The organism is Butyrivibrio sp. AE3004 (genome assembly GCF_000703165.1).
GTDB lineage: Bacteria > Bacillota > Clostridia > Lachnospirales > Lachnospiraceae > Butyrivibrio.
The window spans coordinates 618,784-637,122 of sequence record NZ_JNLQ01000002.1 but is presented as its reverse complement, the minus strand read 5'-3'; the positions used below and the strand labels follow the sequence as shown (position 1 = coordinate 637,122).

General features: G+C 42.1%; 13 protein-coding genes. 5 read left to right on the top strand and 8 right to left on the bottom strand.

Features of this window, described 5'->3' with window-relative positions; genetic code table 11:
* Positions 1–2: 2 nt before the first annotated feature.
* Positions 3–944: a transporter substrate-binding domain-containing protein gene (locus BV60_RS0105945; protein WP_029320216.1), complete on the bottom strand. Its 942-nt coding sequence runs from the start codon at positions 942–944 to the stop codon at positions 3–5.
* A 315-nt stretch (positions 945–1,259) separates the two neighbouring features.
* On the opposite strand from BV60_RS0105945, the gene BV60_RS0105940 reads away from it, so the two are divergent.
* A complete protein-coding gene (locus BV60_RS0105940; protein ID WP_026509922.1) occupies positions 1,260–2,519 on the top strand; it encodes an IS110 family transposase in 1,260 nt (419 codons plus the stop codon).
* A gap of 134 nt (positions 2,520–2,653) precedes the next feature.
* Here BV60_RS0105940 and BV60_RS0105935 read toward each other — a convergent pair whose 3' ends face one another.
* Positions 2,654–3,937: an O-acetylhomoserine aminocarboxypropyltransferase/cysteine synthase family protein gene (locus BV60_RS0105935; protein WP_029320215.1), complete on the bottom strand. Its 1,284-nt coding sequence runs from the start codon at positions 3,935–3,937 to the stop codon at positions 2,654–2,656.
* A 259-nt stretch (positions 3,938–4,196) separates the two neighbouring features.
* Here BV60_RS0105935 and BV60_RS0105930 point away from each other — a divergent pair, with 259 nt between their 5' ends.
* The 3 genes from BV60_RS0105930 to BV60_RS0105920 all read left to right on the top strand — a co-directional run bounded on the left by BV60_RS0105930 (position 4,197) and on the right by BV60_RS0105920 (position 7,136).
* Entirely contained in the window at positions 4,197–4,592 is a 396-nt protein-coding gene (locus BV60_RS0105930; RefSeq protein WP_029320213.1) for an RrF2 family transcriptional regulator, read from the top strand.
* Positions 4,593–4,741: 149 nt separating this feature from the next.
* Entirely contained in the window at positions 4,742–6,568 is a 1,827-nt protein-coding gene (locus BV60_RS0105925; protein WP_029320211.1) for a hypothetical protein, read from the top strand.
* Positions 6,569–6,590: 22 nt separating this feature from the next.
* The gene (locus BV60_RS0105920) at positions 6,591–7,136 is read left to right on the top strand and encodes a TIGR01440 family protein (protein WP_029320209.1); all 546 of its coding nucleotides are present in this window, start codon (positions 6,591–6,593) and stop codon (positions 7,134–7,136) included.
* Positions 7,137–7,393: 257 nt separating this feature from the next.
* On the opposite strand, the gene typA is transcribed toward BV60_RS0105920, so the two are convergent.
* Complete coding sequence (typA, locus tag BV60_RS0105915; protein WP_029320208.1) at positions 7,394–9,235, bottom strand: translational GTPase TypA; 1,842 nt, start codon at positions 9,233–9,235, stop codon at positions 7,394–7,396.
* A gap of 197 nt (positions 9,236–9,432) precedes the next feature.
* Between typA and BV60_RS0105910 the strand changes: the two genes are divergently transcribed.
* Positions 9,433–9,909, top strand: a complete 477-nt coding sequence (locus BV60_RS0105910; RefSeq protein ID WP_051656542.1) for a hypothetical protein — start codon at positions 9,433–9,435, stop codon at positions 9,907–9,909.
* A 28-nt stretch (positions 9,910–9,937) separates the two neighbouring features.
* Here the strand turns inward: BV60_RS0105910 and BV60_RS0105905 are convergent, their stop codons facing one another.
* From BV60_RS0105905 to BV60_RS0105885, 5 genes are all read right to left on the bottom strand, one after another.
* Positions 9,938–12,253 carry a glycoside hydrolase family 95 protein gene (locus BV60_RS0105905; RefSeq protein WP_051656541.1) on the bottom strand — a complete coding sequence of 772 codons (2,316 nt, stop codon included), beginning with the start codon at positions 12,251–12,253 and terminating at the stop codon, positions 9,938–9,940.
* A gap of 248 nt (positions 12,254–12,501) precedes the next feature.
* Positions 12,502–12,972: a hypothetical protein gene (locus tag BV60_RS0105900; protein ID WP_029320203.1), complete on the bottom strand. Its 471-nt coding sequence runs from the start codon at positions 12,970–12,972 to the stop codon at positions 12,502–12,504.
* Positions 12,973–13,139: 167 nt separating this feature from the next.
* Entirely contained in the window at positions 13,140–14,312 is a 1,173-nt protein-coding gene (locus tag BV60_RS0105895) for an iron-containing alcohol dehydrogenase (RefSeq protein WP_029320202.1), read from the bottom strand.
* Between the two features lie 4 nt (positions 14,313–14,316).
* Positions 14,317–15,843: a flotillin family protein gene (locus tag BV60_RS0105890; protein ID WP_035777101.1), complete on the bottom strand. Its 1,527-nt coding sequence runs from the start codon at positions 15,841–15,843 to the stop codon at positions 14,317–14,319.
* A gap of 276 nt (positions 15,844–16,119) precedes the next feature.
* Positions 16,120–18,339, bottom strand: a complete 2,220-nt coding sequence (locus BV60_RS0105885) for an AAA family ATPase (RefSeq protein WP_029320200.1) — start codon at positions 18,337–18,339, stop codon at positions 16,120–16,122.

Genomic DNA, 18,339 nt, shown 5'->3' with positions numbered 1-18,339 from the left:
AATTACTGAACCTTACCACCCTCAACTACAAGAGTGTTTTCATAGTCTGCTCCATAGGTATCAAGAAGAGTAGCTTCATAATCCTTATGGAAGAAGTTGTCAGCGCCGATAGTTTCGATCTCATCGTTAAGCCATGTAAGAAGTGACTCATTGCCCTTTGTTACGGCAGGTGCGATTGTATCAGCATCACCAAGGGAAGGAATACCTACAGTATAGCCCTCGTTCTCAAGTGAGAAGGCAATAACCTCTGTGTTATCGTTTGCCCATGCCGCACCGTTTCCATTTTCGAAAGCTGTCTTTGCTTCAGCATAAGCATCATATTTCTGGAGCTTTATGTCAGGATAATTCTTCTCAAGGTAGGTCTCTGCTGTTGTTCCTGAAATAACGATAATCTGATCATCAGCTTCTACAGAATCAAGACTCTCTACAACCTTGTCAGATGGTGAAACAACACCAAGTGCAACATTCATATAAGGAAGTGCGAAATCAACTTCTTCTGCTCTCTCTTCGGTAACTGTAAAGTTAGCAAGAATAATATCTACCTTACCTGTCTGCAGATATTCAATTCTGTTTGCAGCCTCTGTAGATACGTAATTGATCTTAACACCAAGATCCTCTCCGATCTTCTCTGCAAAATATACGTCATAACCTGCATATTCACCGTTCTCATCAACATAGCCAAATGGGCTCTTATCTGAAAAAACGCCGATATTGATTGTTCCGCTCTCCTTGATTTCATCAAGTGTTCTGTAAACAGTATCTGTTTCTGCTTCATCATTGGCATCTGCTGATGAATCTGCAGCCTCAGCTGTTTCAGCCTTTGCTGTATCTTCATCAGTAATTGTTGTTTCAGCCTTAGCTGAACCGCAGCCTGCAATAGTTCCCCCTATAAGTGCTGTTGCTGCGACAAGTGTTCCGATTTTTGTAAGTAGATTCTTTTTCATAATTATTAACTGTCTTTCTGCGAAAGACACCAACGGGGTTATGAAACCCAGCGTCTTTCCCTGTTTTCTATTTTAAAGTTTCCTGTTATATTCTTTATTCGTAAGGCTGACATACTACAGAACACGTGGAGGTGAGTGGCGGGGCGGTATAGCGGCCACCTCGCATGATTATATGTTGTCGGTCATCTGTAAAGGCATCAACGAATGGCGCATACCGTAGCCCGTAAACTTATCTCTTCCGAAGTTGTCTCGATTTCGCCGGATGACCAGTCACTGTCAGCTTTACAACTATAAAATGTGACAGGAGGTTATCTATTGGCATTTAAAATCTTTCGAAAGAACTGCTGTGGGCTTGATGTCCACAAAACCTGGATCTATGCATGCATTGGTATTACCGATGCAAATGGCCGCACTGAGTATTTTGAAAAAAGGTTCTCGTCCTTCTCAAGAGGACTGCGTGAACTTGCTGAATGGCTGGCCAAGTATCATTGTGTTGATGTCTGCATGGAATCTACTGGCAAGTACTGGATACCCGTTTTTAATATCCTTGAAAAGTCTTGTAATGTCGTACTTGCCCATCCCAAATATACAAAGCCCCAAAAAGGTAATAAAACCGATCGTAAGGATGCAAAATGGATATGTGACTTATTTATGTGTGACATGATCAAGCCTTCCTTCATTCCGCCAGCTGACATTCGTCATCTTAGAGATCTTGTGAGATACCGTTTCAAGCTTATCTGTATGATCACAGGCGAAAAGAATCGTGCCCTTAATTGTCTCACAGTATCAAATCTTAAGCTTGATGAAGTGTTCACTGATGTTTTTGGCAAATCTTCCAGATCCATAACTGAATATATTCTTAAGCATCCCGGGGAATGTTTCGATGTTACTCCTTTTGTTGACAGGCGATGTAAGCATCCAATTGAGGAAATCCAGGCTGCCGTTGATGGCGCTATCTGTAAGGAGCAAGCAATCAAGCTTCGTCAATGTCTGGATCACATAGATGAGTTAGAGAAACACAAGAATGAAATAGAACGGGAAATCTTTCGTGTTTCTGATCCTTACAACGATGCTCTTGCCCTAATTCGTACAGTTCCGGGGTTGGATAAAAATCCATTCACGGCAATACAGATACTTTCAGAAATAGGTGGCGATATGTCTGTCTTCCCCACAGACAAGCACCTTGTTTCCTGGGCTGGATGCTGTCCACGCAATGACCAAAGCAATTTCAAAATCAAATCCACTAGGATTTCCCGTGCTGGTATTTATCTTAAACCTGTATTGGTGCAAGTTGCAAATGCTTTGATCAAATCCAAGAAGCATCCCGAAATTACAGAACGTTATCGCCGTATCAAATCACATCGTGGTCACAAGAAAGCCATCATTGCAATCTGTCGTATGCTCCTGACCGCTATCTGGCACATACTCACAGATCTTAAGCCCTATACTCCTGATGGTTATTTTATTCAGAAGTCCGTTGAAGAAAAGAAAACTCTTACAACTGCTCAGGCTCTTAATCTATTGAAGTCCAGAGGTTTTATCATCAAAGATGATCTTGCAGAAGTGACATCGTAGATCTTTGCCCCAAATATTTAATTTTTCGACTACCTCCAGGTGGTTTATTTATCATGCCCTAAACTTTATTCCTATCCGCTACCTCTCTGTTTCAAACTTTCACTCTCCTCTTTTGTAGCTATATTTACTTTCCTTTATTTAGCTGCTGCAAAGCCCTTTTCAAGATCTGCAATAATATCATCGATATGCTCCGTGCCGATTGAAAGTCTTATCGTGCTCTGTGTGATTCCCTGATCTGCAAGCTCCTCATCATTAAGCTGTGAATGAGTTGTTGTAGCGGGATGAATAACAAGGCTCTTTACATCCGCAACGTTTGCAAGCAGTGAAAAGATTTCCAGGTTATCGATAAACTTCCATGCTGCTTCTCTTCCGCCCTTGATCTCAAATGTGAAGATTGAAGCTCCGCCATTAGGGAAATACTTCTCATAAAGTGCATGATCCGGATGATCAGAAAGTGAAGGATGATTAACCTTCTCAACCTGAGGATGCTTTGAAAGGAATTCCACAACCTTCTTTGTGTTCTCAGCATGTCTGTCCAATCTAAGGGACAGTGTTTCAACTCCCTGAAGAAGAAGGAATGCATTAAACGGAGAAATTGTTGCGCCTGTATCTCTGAGAAGAATTGCTCTTATATAAGTAACAAATGCAGCAGGTCCAACTGCGTCATAGAAGGATACACCGTGGTAGCTCGGATTAGGAGCTGCTATCTGAGGATAGTTGCCACTCTCCTTCCAGTTAAATTTTCCTGATTCAACAATGATTCCTCCAAGAGTTGTTCCATGTCCGCCTATGAACTTTGTTGCTGAATGAACAACAATGTCAGCACCGTGCTCGATAGGTCTGATAAGATATGGTGTTCCGAAGGTGTTATCAATTACAAGCGGAAGTCCGTGCTTATGAGCGATTTCTGCGATTGCATCAATATCCGGGATATCACTGTTGGGATTACCAAGTGTCTCAAGATAGATGGCTCTTGTATTTTCTTTGATTGCTCCCTCAACCTCCTGAAGATTATGAGCATCAACAAAGGTTGTTGTAACACCGTACTGAGGAAGTGTATGAGCCAGTAAATTGTAGCTTCCACCGTAGATTGTCTTCTGTGCAACTATGTGTCCGCCATTAGCAGCAAGAGCTTCTATAGTATAGGTTATTGCTGCTGCTCCGGATGCAACTGCAAGTGCTGCGCTTCCACCTTCAAGAGCTGCAATTCTCTTCTCAAGAACATCCTGTGTGGAATTTGTAAGTCTTCCGTAAATGTTTCCCGCATCAGCAAGTCCGAATCTGTCTGCTGCATGCTGTGAATTTCTGAATACATAAGATGTTGTCTGGTAAATCGGAACCGCTCTTGCGTCTGTTGCCGGATCCGGCTGTTCCTGACCTACGTGTAACTGAAGTGTCTCGAATTTGTAATTACTCATACCATTTTCCTCCTGTTCTGACTGTTTGACTGTTAAGAATTTGTAATCTCTTCTCTATTTCATTTTTGCCATTTTCTTTTGGCTGTTCGCTTTTGTTGAAATAGATGATACAATCTATTTACCTACTGTGTCAATATGTTTTACGATAAGCATTTGTTTTCACTTGCTATAAGCAACGCTTAATCTACAAATCCGCATCTATACTTTATTCTTAACATATTGATTATATTGAAGAATATATATTATTAGGAGGAGCTACATGTTTTCAACAAAGGGCCGCTATGCACTTAGGATAATGATTGATCTGGCTGAGCAGAATCGCTCTGACTTTATTCCACTTAAAGATATTGCCGAAAGACAGGACATTTCAAAAAAGTATCTTGAAATCATCGCAAAAGAGATGGTCAAAGGAAAGCTTATAGTAGGTGCAAGTGGAAAACACGGTGGCTATAAACTGCTTAGAGAGCCTTCAGATTATTCTATTGGCGAAATAATAGAGCTCATGGAGGGTTCCATGGCACCTGTTGTATGTCTTGAGGAAAACGCAGATGAATGTCCCCGCCTTACAAAATGTAAAACCATTTCCATGTGGAAGGAGTTCTATAATATGGAAAAAGATTTCTTCTACAATAAAAAATTGAGCGATCTGCTTTGATGCAGGTCGTTTTTTTGCAGCTCATAACCGGCAAGCAAATGGATGCCCGAATATGCTATAATTTATTGATGATTGGGAAATTTCCTATCCTCAAACAGTGTCAAAAAGTATTTTTTAATACTTATATTACTTAATTAAGGGGGACGAACATGATAAAAAGAAGAATCGTTTTATTAAAGAAACTGACATCTGTAATTATGATTTGTTCACTAGCTTTATCTTCCGGCTGCGCATCGTCTACAAAGGCAGGCGGCTCCGGAGATGCACCCGGAGCAGTAGAATCCACAAATTCCGAAATCAGTACCGAATCTAAAGAGGCTGATGCCGGAAAAGGTACTGCCGAAGAAGACACTGCCAACGCTTCCGCTTCATCTGATTCTGCAAGCTCAAATAATGCAGAAGATTCCGAAGCTACCGATTCCGAATCATTATCCGAAGAAGATCTCTCATCTCCGATTGACTTTACCTATCAGAATCATCCAATGACTCTCATGAATAATGAAACCCGATATGCTTCCGGCAACTACTACACAGTTCAGCTTGAAAAAAGTGATCTTGAGAAATATCCAAAGCTTCAGAAAAAATTGGATGAGCTAAATGAATCCGGCGAAAAAATGCTTAACGATCTTTTCACCTCAAACACTGATGAAATAAATGAAATGTTTTCCCAAGGCTGTCAATTAGCATACGAATTTGATCACAATCTATATCCGGTCAGAGCCGACGGGAAAGTTTTCTCTTTTGTCATCGAGAATTATACATATCTTGCCGGTGCTCATGGTTATGCTGACTATTCCAATTATAATTTTGATCCATCGACCGGGCAGGAAATTGCTTTTTCCGAAGTGGTAAAAAACACAGAGGACCTTCCCGAAATAGTTGCGGATGAAATCATAAAACAGAATGATGATCTAAAGGACTACTTTACTCAGTGTCCTACAGACAGACAAAACCTTATAGACAGTTTTCCTGACAGATTAGCTAATAATGCCCGGGGGCTTGCCTGGACAATTGACTACGACGGCATGCGGATAAATTTCGAGGATTACGCAATGGGAAGCTATGCTGCGGGAGCACGCGATGTTAAGATCAGATTTGCAGATTATCCGGATCTTTTCACAGATACCTACAATAATTACCGGGATGCCGAAATTCCCGATGTAAAAGCTGTTGCAAAAGAACTGAAGGATGCTGAAGATGTTGAAGTTGCTGCTTCACCCTCGGAGAATTTGTCAGATACCGAGGAAGAAGACTACGGCGAAGACTGGTGGTACCATACTATAGTAGAAAATCCCGGTTGGGAAGAATGGACTGCCGATGGCATAGATACAACTCAGGGAACTCCTTCCTTTGAGCTTTCGGAAATCAGTTCCAACACTACCGATTGGTTAAACGAAGATGAATGGTCCAAAAAGAACAATATTCCTCTTCCCGACAGTTTTCCTTATAATGACGGAACCTACACCTACAGCGTAACCAATGATCCCGAGGGAGGTACGCTTTCCCTCACTGTTATGAATGATGAAACCCAGACACTTTGCGGTAATTTTTATTTTGACGATTTCATCGCAGCGCCTGACGGGGGCGAAGGTCTGTTTGCAGATTTCACGCAGCCATACATCCATTATGCACTTATGAAGGATGACATCCTTTATGTATCACTTGGTCACAGGACCTACGCTTCTGCCAATCCTCATAAATCCTACATAGTTGCGATAGATACAGTATCCGGCAAAACACTTTGGCGAAGCGCAGATCAGGTCTGCGGCTCCTGTAATTTCATTATCAGGGACGACAGCATAATATGCGGTTATGGCTTTACTGCAGAACCTGACTACATTTACATACTCAATCGTCATAACGGAAAAATACAGAAAAAGACAAAGGTTAAATCAGCGCCTTCATATTTTATACCGATGGACGATAACCTCTATGTTCTAACCTACAACACGGAATACTTATACAAAATAAAGTAAATAAGAAGATTGGAGAAAAATAATGTACGAAGAACTTACAAATCAGTCATCACAGGTTACAGAAGAATTAATAGAAAAAGCTGGTCTACAAAAAGGACAGATCCTTGTTGTCGGCTGTTCCACCTCGGAAGTATGCGGAGATACAATCGGAACCGGCTCAAACCTTGAGGCTGCAGAGGCTGTATTTTCCGGAATATATTCAGCCACTCAAAAGCATGGCATATATCTTGCAGCGCAGTGCTGTGAACATTTAAACCGTGCAATCATAATTGAAGCTGATGCTGTTCCGGGACAGGATATAGTAAATGTTGTTCCTCAGCCCAAGGCCGGCGGCTCCTTTGCGACCACAGCCTATAAAACCTTTGCTCATCCTGTTGCAGTCGAAGAGATAAGAGCAGATGCCGGACTTGATATCGGAGATACCCTTATAGGTATGCACCTGAAAAAGGTCGCAGTACCTTTAAGACTCACAAATAACAAAATAGGCGAAGCACATATCACCTCCGCCCGTGTTCGTCCAAAATTCATCGGTGGCATCCGTGCCCACTACGACGAAACCCTTGAATAATATTTAAGAAAAAATCCCCTTTGGAGTGTGTGTTCCGTTCCGACCGATTATGCGTCCTTTGCAACGAGATCGGAACGGAATAATAAAAACCCCTTTGGAGTGTGTGTTCCGTTCCGACCGATTATGCGTCCTTTGCAACGAGGTCGGAACGGAATAATAAAAACCCCTTTGGAGTGTGTGTTCCGTTCCGACCGATTATGCGTCCTTTGCAACGAGGTCGGAACGGAATACACACTCCATAAGGGGTTTTTTATACCTTATTTTTTATTTTTTGCGGCAAATCCTGCTCTCTTACGAAGTGTAGGATCAAGTATCTTCTTACGGATACGAAGAGTTGTAGGTGTTACCTCAAGAAGCTCATCAGTATCGATGAAGTCAATACTCTGCTCAAGTGACATGATGCGCGGAGGAACAAGTCTCAATGCCTCATCGGAAGATGATGTTCTTGTGTTTGTAAGGTGCTTGGTCTTACATACGTTAACCTCGATATCTTCACTCTTTCCACTGGAACCGATGACCATACCTGAATAAACCTTATCGCCGGGGCTGATGAAGAGCTGTCCTCTCTCCTGAGCATTGAAAAGACCATAGGTTACTGCTTCACCTGTCTCGAAAGCAATAAGTGACCCCTGCTTACGATAAGAGATGTCACCCTTGTAAGGAGCATAGCCCTCAAAGATTGTGTTCATGATACCGTTACCCTTGGTATCTGTCATGAACTCACCTCTGTATCCGATAAGTCCTCTTGAAGGGATAAGGAACTCAAGACGTGTATAGCCACCGTTTGCAAGTCCCATGTTGATCATCTCACCCTTACGCTCACCAAGCTTCTGGATAACACTTCCAGCAAATTCTTCAGGAACATCGATGTAGCATTTTTCCATAGGCTCAAGCTTCTTACCGTTTTCATCGGTCTTATAAATAACCTCAGCCTTACTTACTGCAAATTCATAGCCTTCACGACGCATTGTCTCGATAAGGACAGAAAGATGAAGCTCACCACGTCCTGAAACCTTAAAGGTCTCTGTTGTATCTGTATCCTCAACTCTGAGTGATACGTCAGTGTTAAGTTCCTTGTAAAGACGATCACGAATATGACGTGATGTTACGTATTTTCCTTCCTGACCTGCAAGAGGTGAATCATTAACAATGAAGTTCATTGAAATTGTAGGCTCTGAAATCTTCTGGAAAGGAATTGCATTAGGTGCATCCGGAGCACAGAGTGTATCACCAATCTTAAGATCTTCAATACCTGAAATTGCCACGATAGAACCTATTCCTGCTTCCTGAACCTCTACCTTGCCAAGTCCCTGGAATTCATAAAGCTTACTGATCTTGGTCTTAAATGAACGATCAGGCTCATGGTGATTTATTACAATTACTTCCTGGTTAACCTTAACTGTTCCGTTATCAACCTTACCAACACCTATACGGCCAACATATTCATTGTAGTCGATAGTACTGATAAGCATCTGAGTACCTGCATCGGGATCACCTACAGGTGCGGGAATGTAATTGATGATAGTGTCGAGAAGAGGCTTAAGGTCGCTTCCGGGCTCATCAAGTGACATGGATGATGTTCCCGCCTTAGCTGATGCAAATACGAAAGGACAGTCAAGCTGCTTATCATCTGCGCCAAGGTCAAGAAGAAGCTCAAGTACTTCATCGATAACTTCACCCGGACGAGCCTCAGGTCTGTCGATCTTATTTATACATACGATTACGGGAAGCTTAAGCTCCATTGCTTTTCCAAGAACGAACTTGGTCTGGGGCATCGCACCCTCAAAAGCGTCAACGACAAGAATAACACCATTAACCATTTTAAGGACACGCTCTACCTCTCCGCCAAAGTCTGCGTGGCCGGGCGTATCAATAATGTTAATCTTAATGTCTTTGTAGCTGATAGCTGTGTTCTTGGACATGATGGTGATTCCACGCTCACGCTCGATATCTCCTGAGTCCATAACACGCTCTACGACGTCCTGGCCCTCACGAAAAACACCGCTCTGTCTGAGAAGTCCGTCAACCAGTGTTGTCTTACCGTGATCGACGTGGGCAATAATTGCTACGTTTCTGACATCGTTTCTTGTCTGTTTCATGGTTTTCCTCCGTTATTTTTTTATTACTATTTTTACTATATTAATGTGTGAATTCCATTTATTTGGTTTCAAAACTCACATAGTATATCACGCAGCAATAATTGATGCAATAATAAAGACAACGCAGATATCATTAAATAAATATAAACTGTGTTTTGTGTATTTAAATTTGATTGCCAAAGCCTTAAAATATAAATATGGATAGCTATGAGAAAAACCTGAAGAGATTTGAGGCTCTTCACGGAGATAAAATAAAATTACATACGGAAAAAGAAAGAACGAGGGTATGCCATAACTGCGGACGAAGGCTGCTTCACGATATCAAGGGGAATCTGTGCCCTATGTGCTCCGAACAGGAGCTTTTCTGCGAAGTACGGGATTATATCCGTGCTAACGATGTAAAAGACTATGAGGTTGCAGATCATTTCAATCTGCCTTTGGCAAAGGTAAAGGAGTGGATAAAGCAAGGCAGAATCCAATACAAAGATGACCCTACAATGAAGCAGATTTTCATGGGCAATTATTGCCAGATTTGCGGAAAACCAACAAACTTTGGCACAATATGCCCGCAATGTATGAAGGAAAAGCGAAAAGCCGAACAGAAAGGTATTGCCATCGGACAGCCCCAGACTCAGGGCAGCAACAAGATGCGTTTTATGGAGGAGGACAAATAAGTCCTCCTCTTTTTATATTACAATATTCCTAAATAAGCTCCAGTCTCTCTTTCGCTATTGCTTTAAAATGTCTTAATGCTCCACTTATTCTGACATCACATTCACTGTCATGATCAGCTATAATTTCAGCAGAGGAAAGCTCCTTATTTTTCCAGCTCATATTGACGGTAAAGCCTCCCTTTGCCCTTAACCCCTTTACGCTTCCTTCACTCCACTCATCCGGTAGTGCGGGCAAAAGAATAATTTCTCCGTTTGTACACTGCAAAAGGGCTTCACAAATTGCCGCCTCTCCTCCAAAGTTTCCGTCTATCTGAAACGGCGGATGATTGTCAAACATGTTCGGATTTGTGGAATTGCCGAGGAGCTTTTCAATATTCTCGTACACCTTCTTGCTGTCATATAATCTTGCCCACATATTTGCGATCCAGGCTCTGCTCCATCCCGTATGTCCTCCGCCATGAGAAAGTCTTCTTTCAAGGGTAGCTCTCGCTGCTTTTGCAAGGAGCGGAGTCTTTTCCGGTGTTATAAGGTCTGCCGGATAAAGCGCAAAAAGCTGCGAAATATGTCTGTGGCCTATCTCAACCTCATCGTAATCAACAGCCCATTCCTTTATCTGACCGTATTTTCCTATTTCAGGCTTTGGGAGTTTCTCCATCATCTGTTTAAGGCGCTCTGCAAAGGCCTCATCAATTCCGAGAATCTCTGATGCCTTTATTTCATCCTCAAAAAGAACTGTAATTATCTGTGAATCCATAGACGGTCCCATGCAAAGACACCCTTTTACACCCTTATCGGTCATGTAGGTATTTTCAGGTGATACGGAAGGTGAGGTAACAAGCCTTCCGTCACTGTCTTCAATAAGGAATTCTGTAAAAAACTCACAGGCTTCTTTTATCAGGTGATATTTATCCTTAAGAAATTCCTTGTCTTTCGTATATTCGTAATGCTCGAAAACATGGGTAGCAAGCCATGCTCCGCTCATTGGCCATATGGTTGCGGGAATCCATTCGTCCTGTGGTGCGGTATCTCCCCAGATATCCGTATTGTGATGGCATACAAAACCCTTTTCGATACCATACATCTCCTTGGCTGTAATTCTTCCGTTTACGCAGACCCTCTCAAGAAGATCAAAAAGCGGCTCATGAAACTCAGAAAGATTGCAGCTTTCAGCCGGCCAATAATTCATCTCTGTGTTTATATTCACCGTGTACTTACTTCCCCATGCAGGCCACATATCCTTGTTCCAGATTCCCTGAAGGTTTAGTGGCTGTGTCCCCGGACGGCTTCCTGAAATCATCAGATATCTGCCAAAATTAAAGTAAAGCTCCATCAGCTTATTATCGAGATTTCTTTTTTCCAAGGTACCGTCGTTTGCTGAAAACCTCTTAAGTCTCTCGTCAGTAGAGAGCTCTCTTGCGCTGTCACTGTTATCATTTAATAACAGTTCTACCCTGTCAAAGTACTTTTTATAATCTGAAATATGAGTTTCTTTTACATCCTCATAAGATTTTTCAATAACAGCTTTTGCATCCTTTATTGCTCTCCGGGCATACTTCTTCCCATCTAAATCGTTTAATGTATCTTCCTTGTCACTTAAGCTGTACTCATAAAAACTTGTGCGGCAAGTCAATATAAGAGTTGCCTCATCCGCACATTCAACGCTTATCTTTTTACCAAGAGTCCTAATGCTTCCTCCCTTGCAGGAGCCGGCAAGAACAGCAGCAAAAAAGATTCCATCCTTTGAACCTGTTCCTCCCGTATACATAATCATGTTGTCAGCGCAGGGCCTGTTGTCGTCATAATAATCATCCCGTCCGTCAATATCAGCTTTGAAGCTCACTTTACCGGGCACTGATGATGTAATGTGTACTATCAGCGCATTATCGGGAGCAGACGCAAAATACTCTCTTTTATACTCTGTGTTCCCGCACTTGTACTTTACGGTGGCAACGGCATTACCTATATCAAGGATTCGGCTGTACTCCGTAACGTCTTCATCATCGCAGGAAAAAACTATGTTAAGGTCTCCAAGCGGCATATAATGCCTGCTATTGGGATTTATTCCCTGCATTTTTTCAAATGCAGTTTTCTCTGCAGCCGGAATATCCCCTTTAAAAAGAAGGTCTCTTACTTCCTTAAGGCCTTCCTTCGCATCGGGATTAATTCTGTGTCTTAAACCGCCCGACCACACAGAATCCTCATTTAATCCAACAAGATCCTTATCCGGACCTCCATATACCATTCCGCCTATTCTACCGTTTCCTATAGGCATAGCCTCATTAAAATCCGATGCAGGCTTTGTATATCTAAGAATCACTTCTCTGTCCTGTAATTTACTTTGCATCATTGCCTCCCGTAAACTTTTTACACTGCAAGACTAAATTATATCATTGTGATCCTTTTTTTCTACATGACTATTTATACTTAGTTTCATGACATTTTTATACCTTGTTATCGTACGTAAAGTCATGGCTTATTGAATGCAAAAATAAAATCACACGCAGAAAATCAGAAAACCGGATATATATTCATCACTCAAAATGAATATATACCCGGCAGTCATTTTACTTCTGATTTTAAAACAGATATCCTTTACTGATTGCTTGTTGCATCATATACCAGCATTCCGTTGTAATAGGATGCGAGAGCATTGTCAGTATTCAGCTCGTTTAATAGATTCACCGCACAGTTCAGATTATACAAACGATAAAGACCGTTAACAGCGTCAGCCATCTCTTTAAGTGTATTCATCATATCATCCCACCCGGCTTTATAGTTTTTATCCTCTATAGCCAAAGCGGCAAATTCTGCCATCCCGTTCTGCCAAATGGATATTGTTACAAGATCTCCTTCCCTGGTAATCTTATAATTGTTTCCGAAGCTTTCCTTCAAAAGACTCTCTGTATAAGTCATTATCTGTGAAATCTCTGCATCAGAAGCTTTTTCTACTGTGGTATCCCCAGTTTGTCCCGCAGCATAAGCCTTTACGGGAGATAATACAAGCGAAAGCATCATCGCAAGTCCTGCTACCAGTACGATACCGTTCTTCAATAATTTACTCATTAGAATGTTCCTCCTTGAATCAATCTAAATAACCTTATGGGTAAATTATAAAAAGTTCGAAAAAACAAAGCTATTAAAACGATATTAAATTATATAAACTGTGAACTATTAATCAAAAAAATCGCTATTTTTTGAAATTTTATTTCAAAAAATAGCGATGAACTGTTTTAAAGCGCAGCCTTATATATTTCAAAAGCGGCTTTGGCATCAATCGGCCTTATTCTTGAAAGCTTAACGGTATCCTGCATCGTTGCATCCATAGAAAGGGCTGTAAGATCATCATCAGTGGGATTAATTCCAAGATCATGCAGACTTACAGGCATTCCTATACTCTTAAAGAATTCCACTGTTTTGTCTATACCTGCAGCTGCAGCCTTTTCATCATTCTCTTCGGATATTCCCCATACCTTACGCGCAAATTTAGCAAATCTTGAATCAGCATCCTTATATAATGCCTTTGCCCATGACCCCCACACCGCTGCAAGCGAATCACCGTGAGTCACATCATAGCGGGCTGACAAAGCATGCCCAAACTTGTGAACTGAAAAATCCTTGCCTCGTCCGCATTCGGTCAGATTGTTATGTGAAAGACTTGATGCCCAGAATATCTCAGCCATTGCATCATAGTCTGAAGGTGTATCAACTACAATCTTTCCGTTTTTAATAACGGTTCTCAAAAGGCCTTCCGCTATCTCATCTGTCATGTCACACTGAATACCCGGAATGAAGTATCTCTCCATGGTGTGCATCATGATATCAGTAACGCCTGCAGCTATCTGATTCTTTGGAAGTGTCATTCCAAGTGCGGGATTAACCATGGCAAATCTGCATCTGTTAAAATCTGTGTTAATACCTGCTTTCTTGCCAAGCTCCTCATTTGTAAGTACAGCTGAGTCACTCATCTCACTTCCTGCTGCGGCAATTGTTAATACAGCTCCAACAGGAAGTGACTTTGTAAGCGGTACCTTCTTTGTCCAAAGCTCCCATAGCTTCTCATCCGGATTAGCGGCTCCGTGCGCAATAGCCTTTGCGGTATCTATCGCACTTCCGCCGCCGATCCCTATTATCATATCTGCACCAAAAGAGAGCGCTTCCTTAATTCCTTCCTCTGCATGAGCAAGTGTCGGATTGGGTTTTGCTCCGCCAAATTCCTTGTACTCCACACCTGACTCTGAAAGAGATTTTTCAACTCTTTCCAAAAGTCCGCTCTTTACAACACTTCCTTTTCCATAAACCAAAAGTGCTTTTTTACCGTATTTTACAGCGGTTTCGCCTGTCTGATCTTCAACATCTTTTCCGAAAATAACTTCCGTGGGTGCGTAGTACTTGAAATTGTCCATAATGTTAGTTTTCCTCCTTTGGAGCATTAACAGTTACATTTACTGCTTCTCCCGACAGATTAATGTTTTTATTAACTTTGGCATCATATGTGCCGGCTCTCATAATCTCTGTAAAGTCAACACCTGTTGCTTCTGACATTGTATCAAATACCTGTTTCATTACAATAGGCATATTTCCCGAAATCTGGCTTGCGCCATTGGTACCATCGCCTGTTCCGTATATATTGATCTTGTCGATCTGTGAAAGAGGCTTCGCAATTTCAGCTGCCATCTGAGGCATGATCTTGATCATCATTTCTGCCATAGCTGCGCCGTTATACTTCTTGTAGGCTTCTGCTTTCTTCTCCATAGCCTCAGCTTCCGCAATACCCTTGGCCCTGATGGCTTCAGCTTCTGCCTTACCTTTTGCTGCAATACCTGCTGCCTCTGCATCATACTTTGCTTTAATACCGGCAGCTTCCTGCTCTGCCGCAAATTTCTGGGCTTCAGCCTGAGCCTTTTTGGCATCAGCTTCACGTTCCTGCTCATACTTTGCTGCTTCAGCTTTTTTCTGTCTCTGAACAAGCTCTGCTTCGGCCTTCTTCTCAGCCTGATACTTCTCGGCATCTGCCTTTTTCTCAATCTCGGCTGCAAGTTCCTGCTGTTTAACTATAACTTCCTTCTGCTTAAGTTCAGCCTCACGCTCAGCCTTTGCAATCTGGGCATTTACTGTAGCTGTCTGAATTGATTTCTGCTGTTCCTGAGTCTGGATTTCATAAGCTGCGTCGGCTACAGCACTTGCTGTATCAGCTTCTCTCTTAAGCTCTGCCTGCTTAATCGCGAGAGCATTGTTTTTCTCTGCTATCTCGGTCTGTGCAAGTACACGTGCATCGTTGGCTGCCTTATCAGCTTCTGCCTTGGCAATGGCAACGTCTCTGTCTGCCTGAGCCTTTGCAATAGCTGCATCCTTCTTGATCTTAGCGGTGTTGTCCATACCAAGATCGCTTATAAGACCGTTTTCATCAGTAACGTTCTGAATGTTACAGGACAAAATCTCAATACCGAGTTTGTTCATGTCCTTTGAAGCCTTTTCCATAACCTGATCGGAAAAGCTGTCTCTGTCAGTATTGATCGTCTTTAAAGCAAGTGTACCTATGATCTCACGCATGTTACCCTGCAGGGAGTCCTGAAGATCCATTGTGATCTGCTCGGGTGTCTTGTTAAGGAAGTTCTTGGCTGCAAGCTGAATTGCTTCAGGTGTTGTGCCGATTCTTACCTTTGCGACAGCGTCAACATTTACATTGATGAAATCGTTTGTGGGCACTGACTGCTCTGTCTTGATATCAACGGTCATCTGTCCAAGATACAGTTTATCTACTCTTTCAAAAAACGGGATTTTTACACCTGCACGTCCTATGAGAATTCTTGGAACCTTTCTCATACCGGAAATGATAAATGCCTTATCCGGAGGTGCCTTTACATAGCCCGCTGCTATGACGATGATCGCGATTACAATGATAATTGCGAGTGCGATAATTAATGTAGTATCCATAAATACCTTCCTTCCCGGGGTCTTTCCCCAATGCGTGCACTTTATTGTGCTACGCTGTTCCCTTTATGTTTATATTTTAACAATCTAAGAAATTCAAATATATCATATTTTCAACCAAAATGTATGCTCTATTTCTCCATTTTGGCCAAAAAAATTTCTATTTTTGCAACATTTCAGAATATTGAGTGTTTTTATCATTTTGGGCTTATAGAGTTAGTTCTCTAAGATAAAAGGCGAAACCTGCTTGGTTAACAGGTTCCGCCTTCATTTAAAAAATCACTGATAGAGAATTCTGAATTCTCCGTTCTCTACAGACAGTTTTATCTTTCCACCATCCTTTAACTTTCCAAATAAAATCTCATCAACAAACAGAGGCTTTACGTCATTTCTTATCACACGGTCAACCTCTCTTGCACCGAATTCCTGACTGATTCCGCGCTTTTTAATAAGCTGTTTTGCTTCATCATCAGCCAAAAGCTCTATCTTCTTAGCCTTTAGCTGATCGCATAATTCTCCAAGCTTTTTATCCACAACCATTGTCGCCATCTTGGAATCCATGCTTCCAAACACCACAACCTTGCTCAAACGGTTTCTGAATTCAGGCTGGAATACACGCTTTACTTCCTCCATGAGAACGCTGTCATCATGTCCTTCACTCACAAAGCCGATTCCGCTCTTTCCGAGGCGGTTGGCACCTGCGTTGGAGGTCATGATTACAATAACGTTTCTGAAATCCGCTTTTCTTCCCTGATTATCCGTGAGAGTAGCATAATCCATCACCTGCAAAAGGACATTGTAAATATCGGGATGCGCTTTTTCTATCTCATCAAGAAGGAGTACTGACGAAGGATTCTTCCTTATTGCTTCGGTTAAAATACCGCCTTCCTCGTAACCCACATAACCTGCAGGCGAGCCGATGAGTTTTGCTACCGCATGTTTTTCTCCATACTCACTCATATCAAAACGGACAAGTTTAACTCCAAGCTCCATCGCAAGGCGTTTTGCTATCTCGGTCTTACCTACACCTGTGGGCCCGACGAAAAGAAGACTCGCCAGCGGTTTATTCTCCTCGCCAAGACCTGCCTTTGAAAATTTGACGGCATTTACAACCTGTTTTACCGCTTCATCCTGGCCAAAGACCTTGCCCTTTAATCTGTCCTCAAGAGTTGCAAGTCCCGCCATGTCGTCAGTATCCACGGTTTCGATCGGCACACGGCAAATTTTTGTCAGTATCTCATTGATAACATCCTTTCCCACCTTCTGTTCATCCTTATCTGTGGGATGGAGCTTTCTGTAGGAGCCGGCTTCATCTATAATGTCGATTGCCTTATCGGGAAGAAATCTTTCATTTATATACTTGGCACTCATCTTAACGGCATATTCAAGTACGCCCTTGCCATATTTTACGCCGTGATACTTCTCGTATTTTTCCTTTAAGCCTTCAAGAATTTTAATGCTCTCTTCTTCTCCCGGCTCCTTTATTTCAACATTCTGAAAACGTCTTACCAGGCTCTTGTTTTTCTCAAAGTATTTTTTGTACTCCTCAAAGGTGGTGGCACCAATGAATCTGATATGACCATCTGTAAGGTACGGCTTTAGCATATTTGATGCGTCAAAGGATCCCTCACCCACAGCACCTGCTCCTGAAAGATTGTGGATTTCATCTATATAAATAATGGGGCGTTTTTCTTTTCCTATCTCTGAGAGAACTTTTTTGAAACGTTTTTCAAAGTCACCTCTGTACTGGGTTCCTGCGAGCATGCCGCCAAGATCAAGAGCAAAAACCTTTGCCCCCTTAATAGCATCCGGTACCTCGCCGCTTCTAAGACGTTCCACAAGTCCGTAGGTAATTGCAGTTTTGCCCACCCCGGGCTCTCCTATATGAAGTGGATTGTTTTTGTCCTTTCTGCACAGAATCTGAATGGTTCGCTCAAGCTCTACAGTTCTTCCAATAAGAGGATTTACATCCTCTAAGGTATCATTTAAACAGGGAGCAAAAATTTTAAGATTCCCGGTATCTTCCCTGGACTTTTCATAATTGCCTGTTGTAGCACTTCCACCATCAAGAGCACTCTCATCCTCAATGTTTGAAAGCTCCTGCAAAAAATCCGCCTCAGTAAGTCCGTCCTGCTCCATATAGTAAACGCCATAACTGTTATCAAGATTCCAGATAGCATGTATTATGTGCCTTATATAAACCTGTGCACAGCCGCTTCCAAAGGCACTCTGTCCCGCAAAATTAAGCATCTGCTGAGTCCCTGCAGATAAGATCGGGTCTCTGCCATCCACCTTCTCAACGTATTTTTCTATATATTTTTTCAGGCGCTTTTTAAGCGCTTTCTTATCGCCACCGCAGTTCTCGTATGCATCCACAAATGCCTGACTGTGCAGGAGCATAAGCAGAACCATCTCCGGTGTTACACATTCGTAATTTCTTTCGCTTGCATACTCTATTGCACTCTGAAGTACAAGCATTGCCTCTTTTGAAAGATTCAT

Coding starts and splice junctions, on each gene's coding strand:
- BV60_RS0105905 (WP_051656541.1), bottom strand. CDS start 12,253: ATGCAAAGTAAATTACAGGACAGAGAAGTGATTCTTAGATATACAAAG.
- BV60_RS0105890 (WP_035777101.1), bottom strand. CDS start 15,843: ATGGATACTACATTAATTATCGCACTCGCAATTATCATTGTAATCGCG.
- BV60_RS0105885 (WP_029320200.1), bottom strand. CDS start 18,339: ATGAATCTTTCAAAAGAGGCAATGCTTGTACTTCAGAGTGCAATAGAG.
- BV60_RS0105920 (WP_029320209.1), top strand. CDS start 6,591: ATGTACGAAGAACTTACAAATCAGTCATCACAGGTTACAGAAGAATTA.
- BV60_RS0105945 (WP_029320216.1), bottom strand. CDS start 944: ATGAAAAAGAATCTACTTACAAAAATCGGAACACTTGTCGCAGCAACA.
- BV60_RS0105935 (WP_029320215.1), bottom strand. CDS start 3,937: ATGAGTAATTACAAATTCGAGACACTTCAGTTACACGTAGGTCAGGAA.
- BV60_RS0105895 (WP_029320202.1), bottom strand. CDS start 14,312: ATGGACAATTTCAAGTACTACGCACCCACGGAAGTTATTTTCGGAAAA.
- BV60_RS0105900 (WP_029320203.1), bottom strand. CDS start 12,972: ATGAGTAAATTATTGAAGAACGGTATCGTACTGGTAGCAGGACTTGCG.
- BV60_RS0105930 (WP_029320213.1), top strand. CDS start 4,197: ATGTTTTCAACAAAGGGCCGCTATGCACTTAGGATAATGATTGATCTG.
- typA (WP_029320208.1), bottom strand. CDS start 9,235: ATGAAACAGACAAGAAACGATGTCAGAAACGTAGCAATTATTGCCCAC.
- BV60_RS0105910 (WP_051656542.1), top strand. CDS start 9,433: ATGGATAGCTATGAGAAAAACCTGAAGAGATTTGAGGCTCTTCACGGA.
- BV60_RS0105925 (WP_029320211.1), top strand. CDS start 4,742: ATGATAAAAAGAAGAATCGTTTTATTAAAGAAACTGACATCTGTAATT.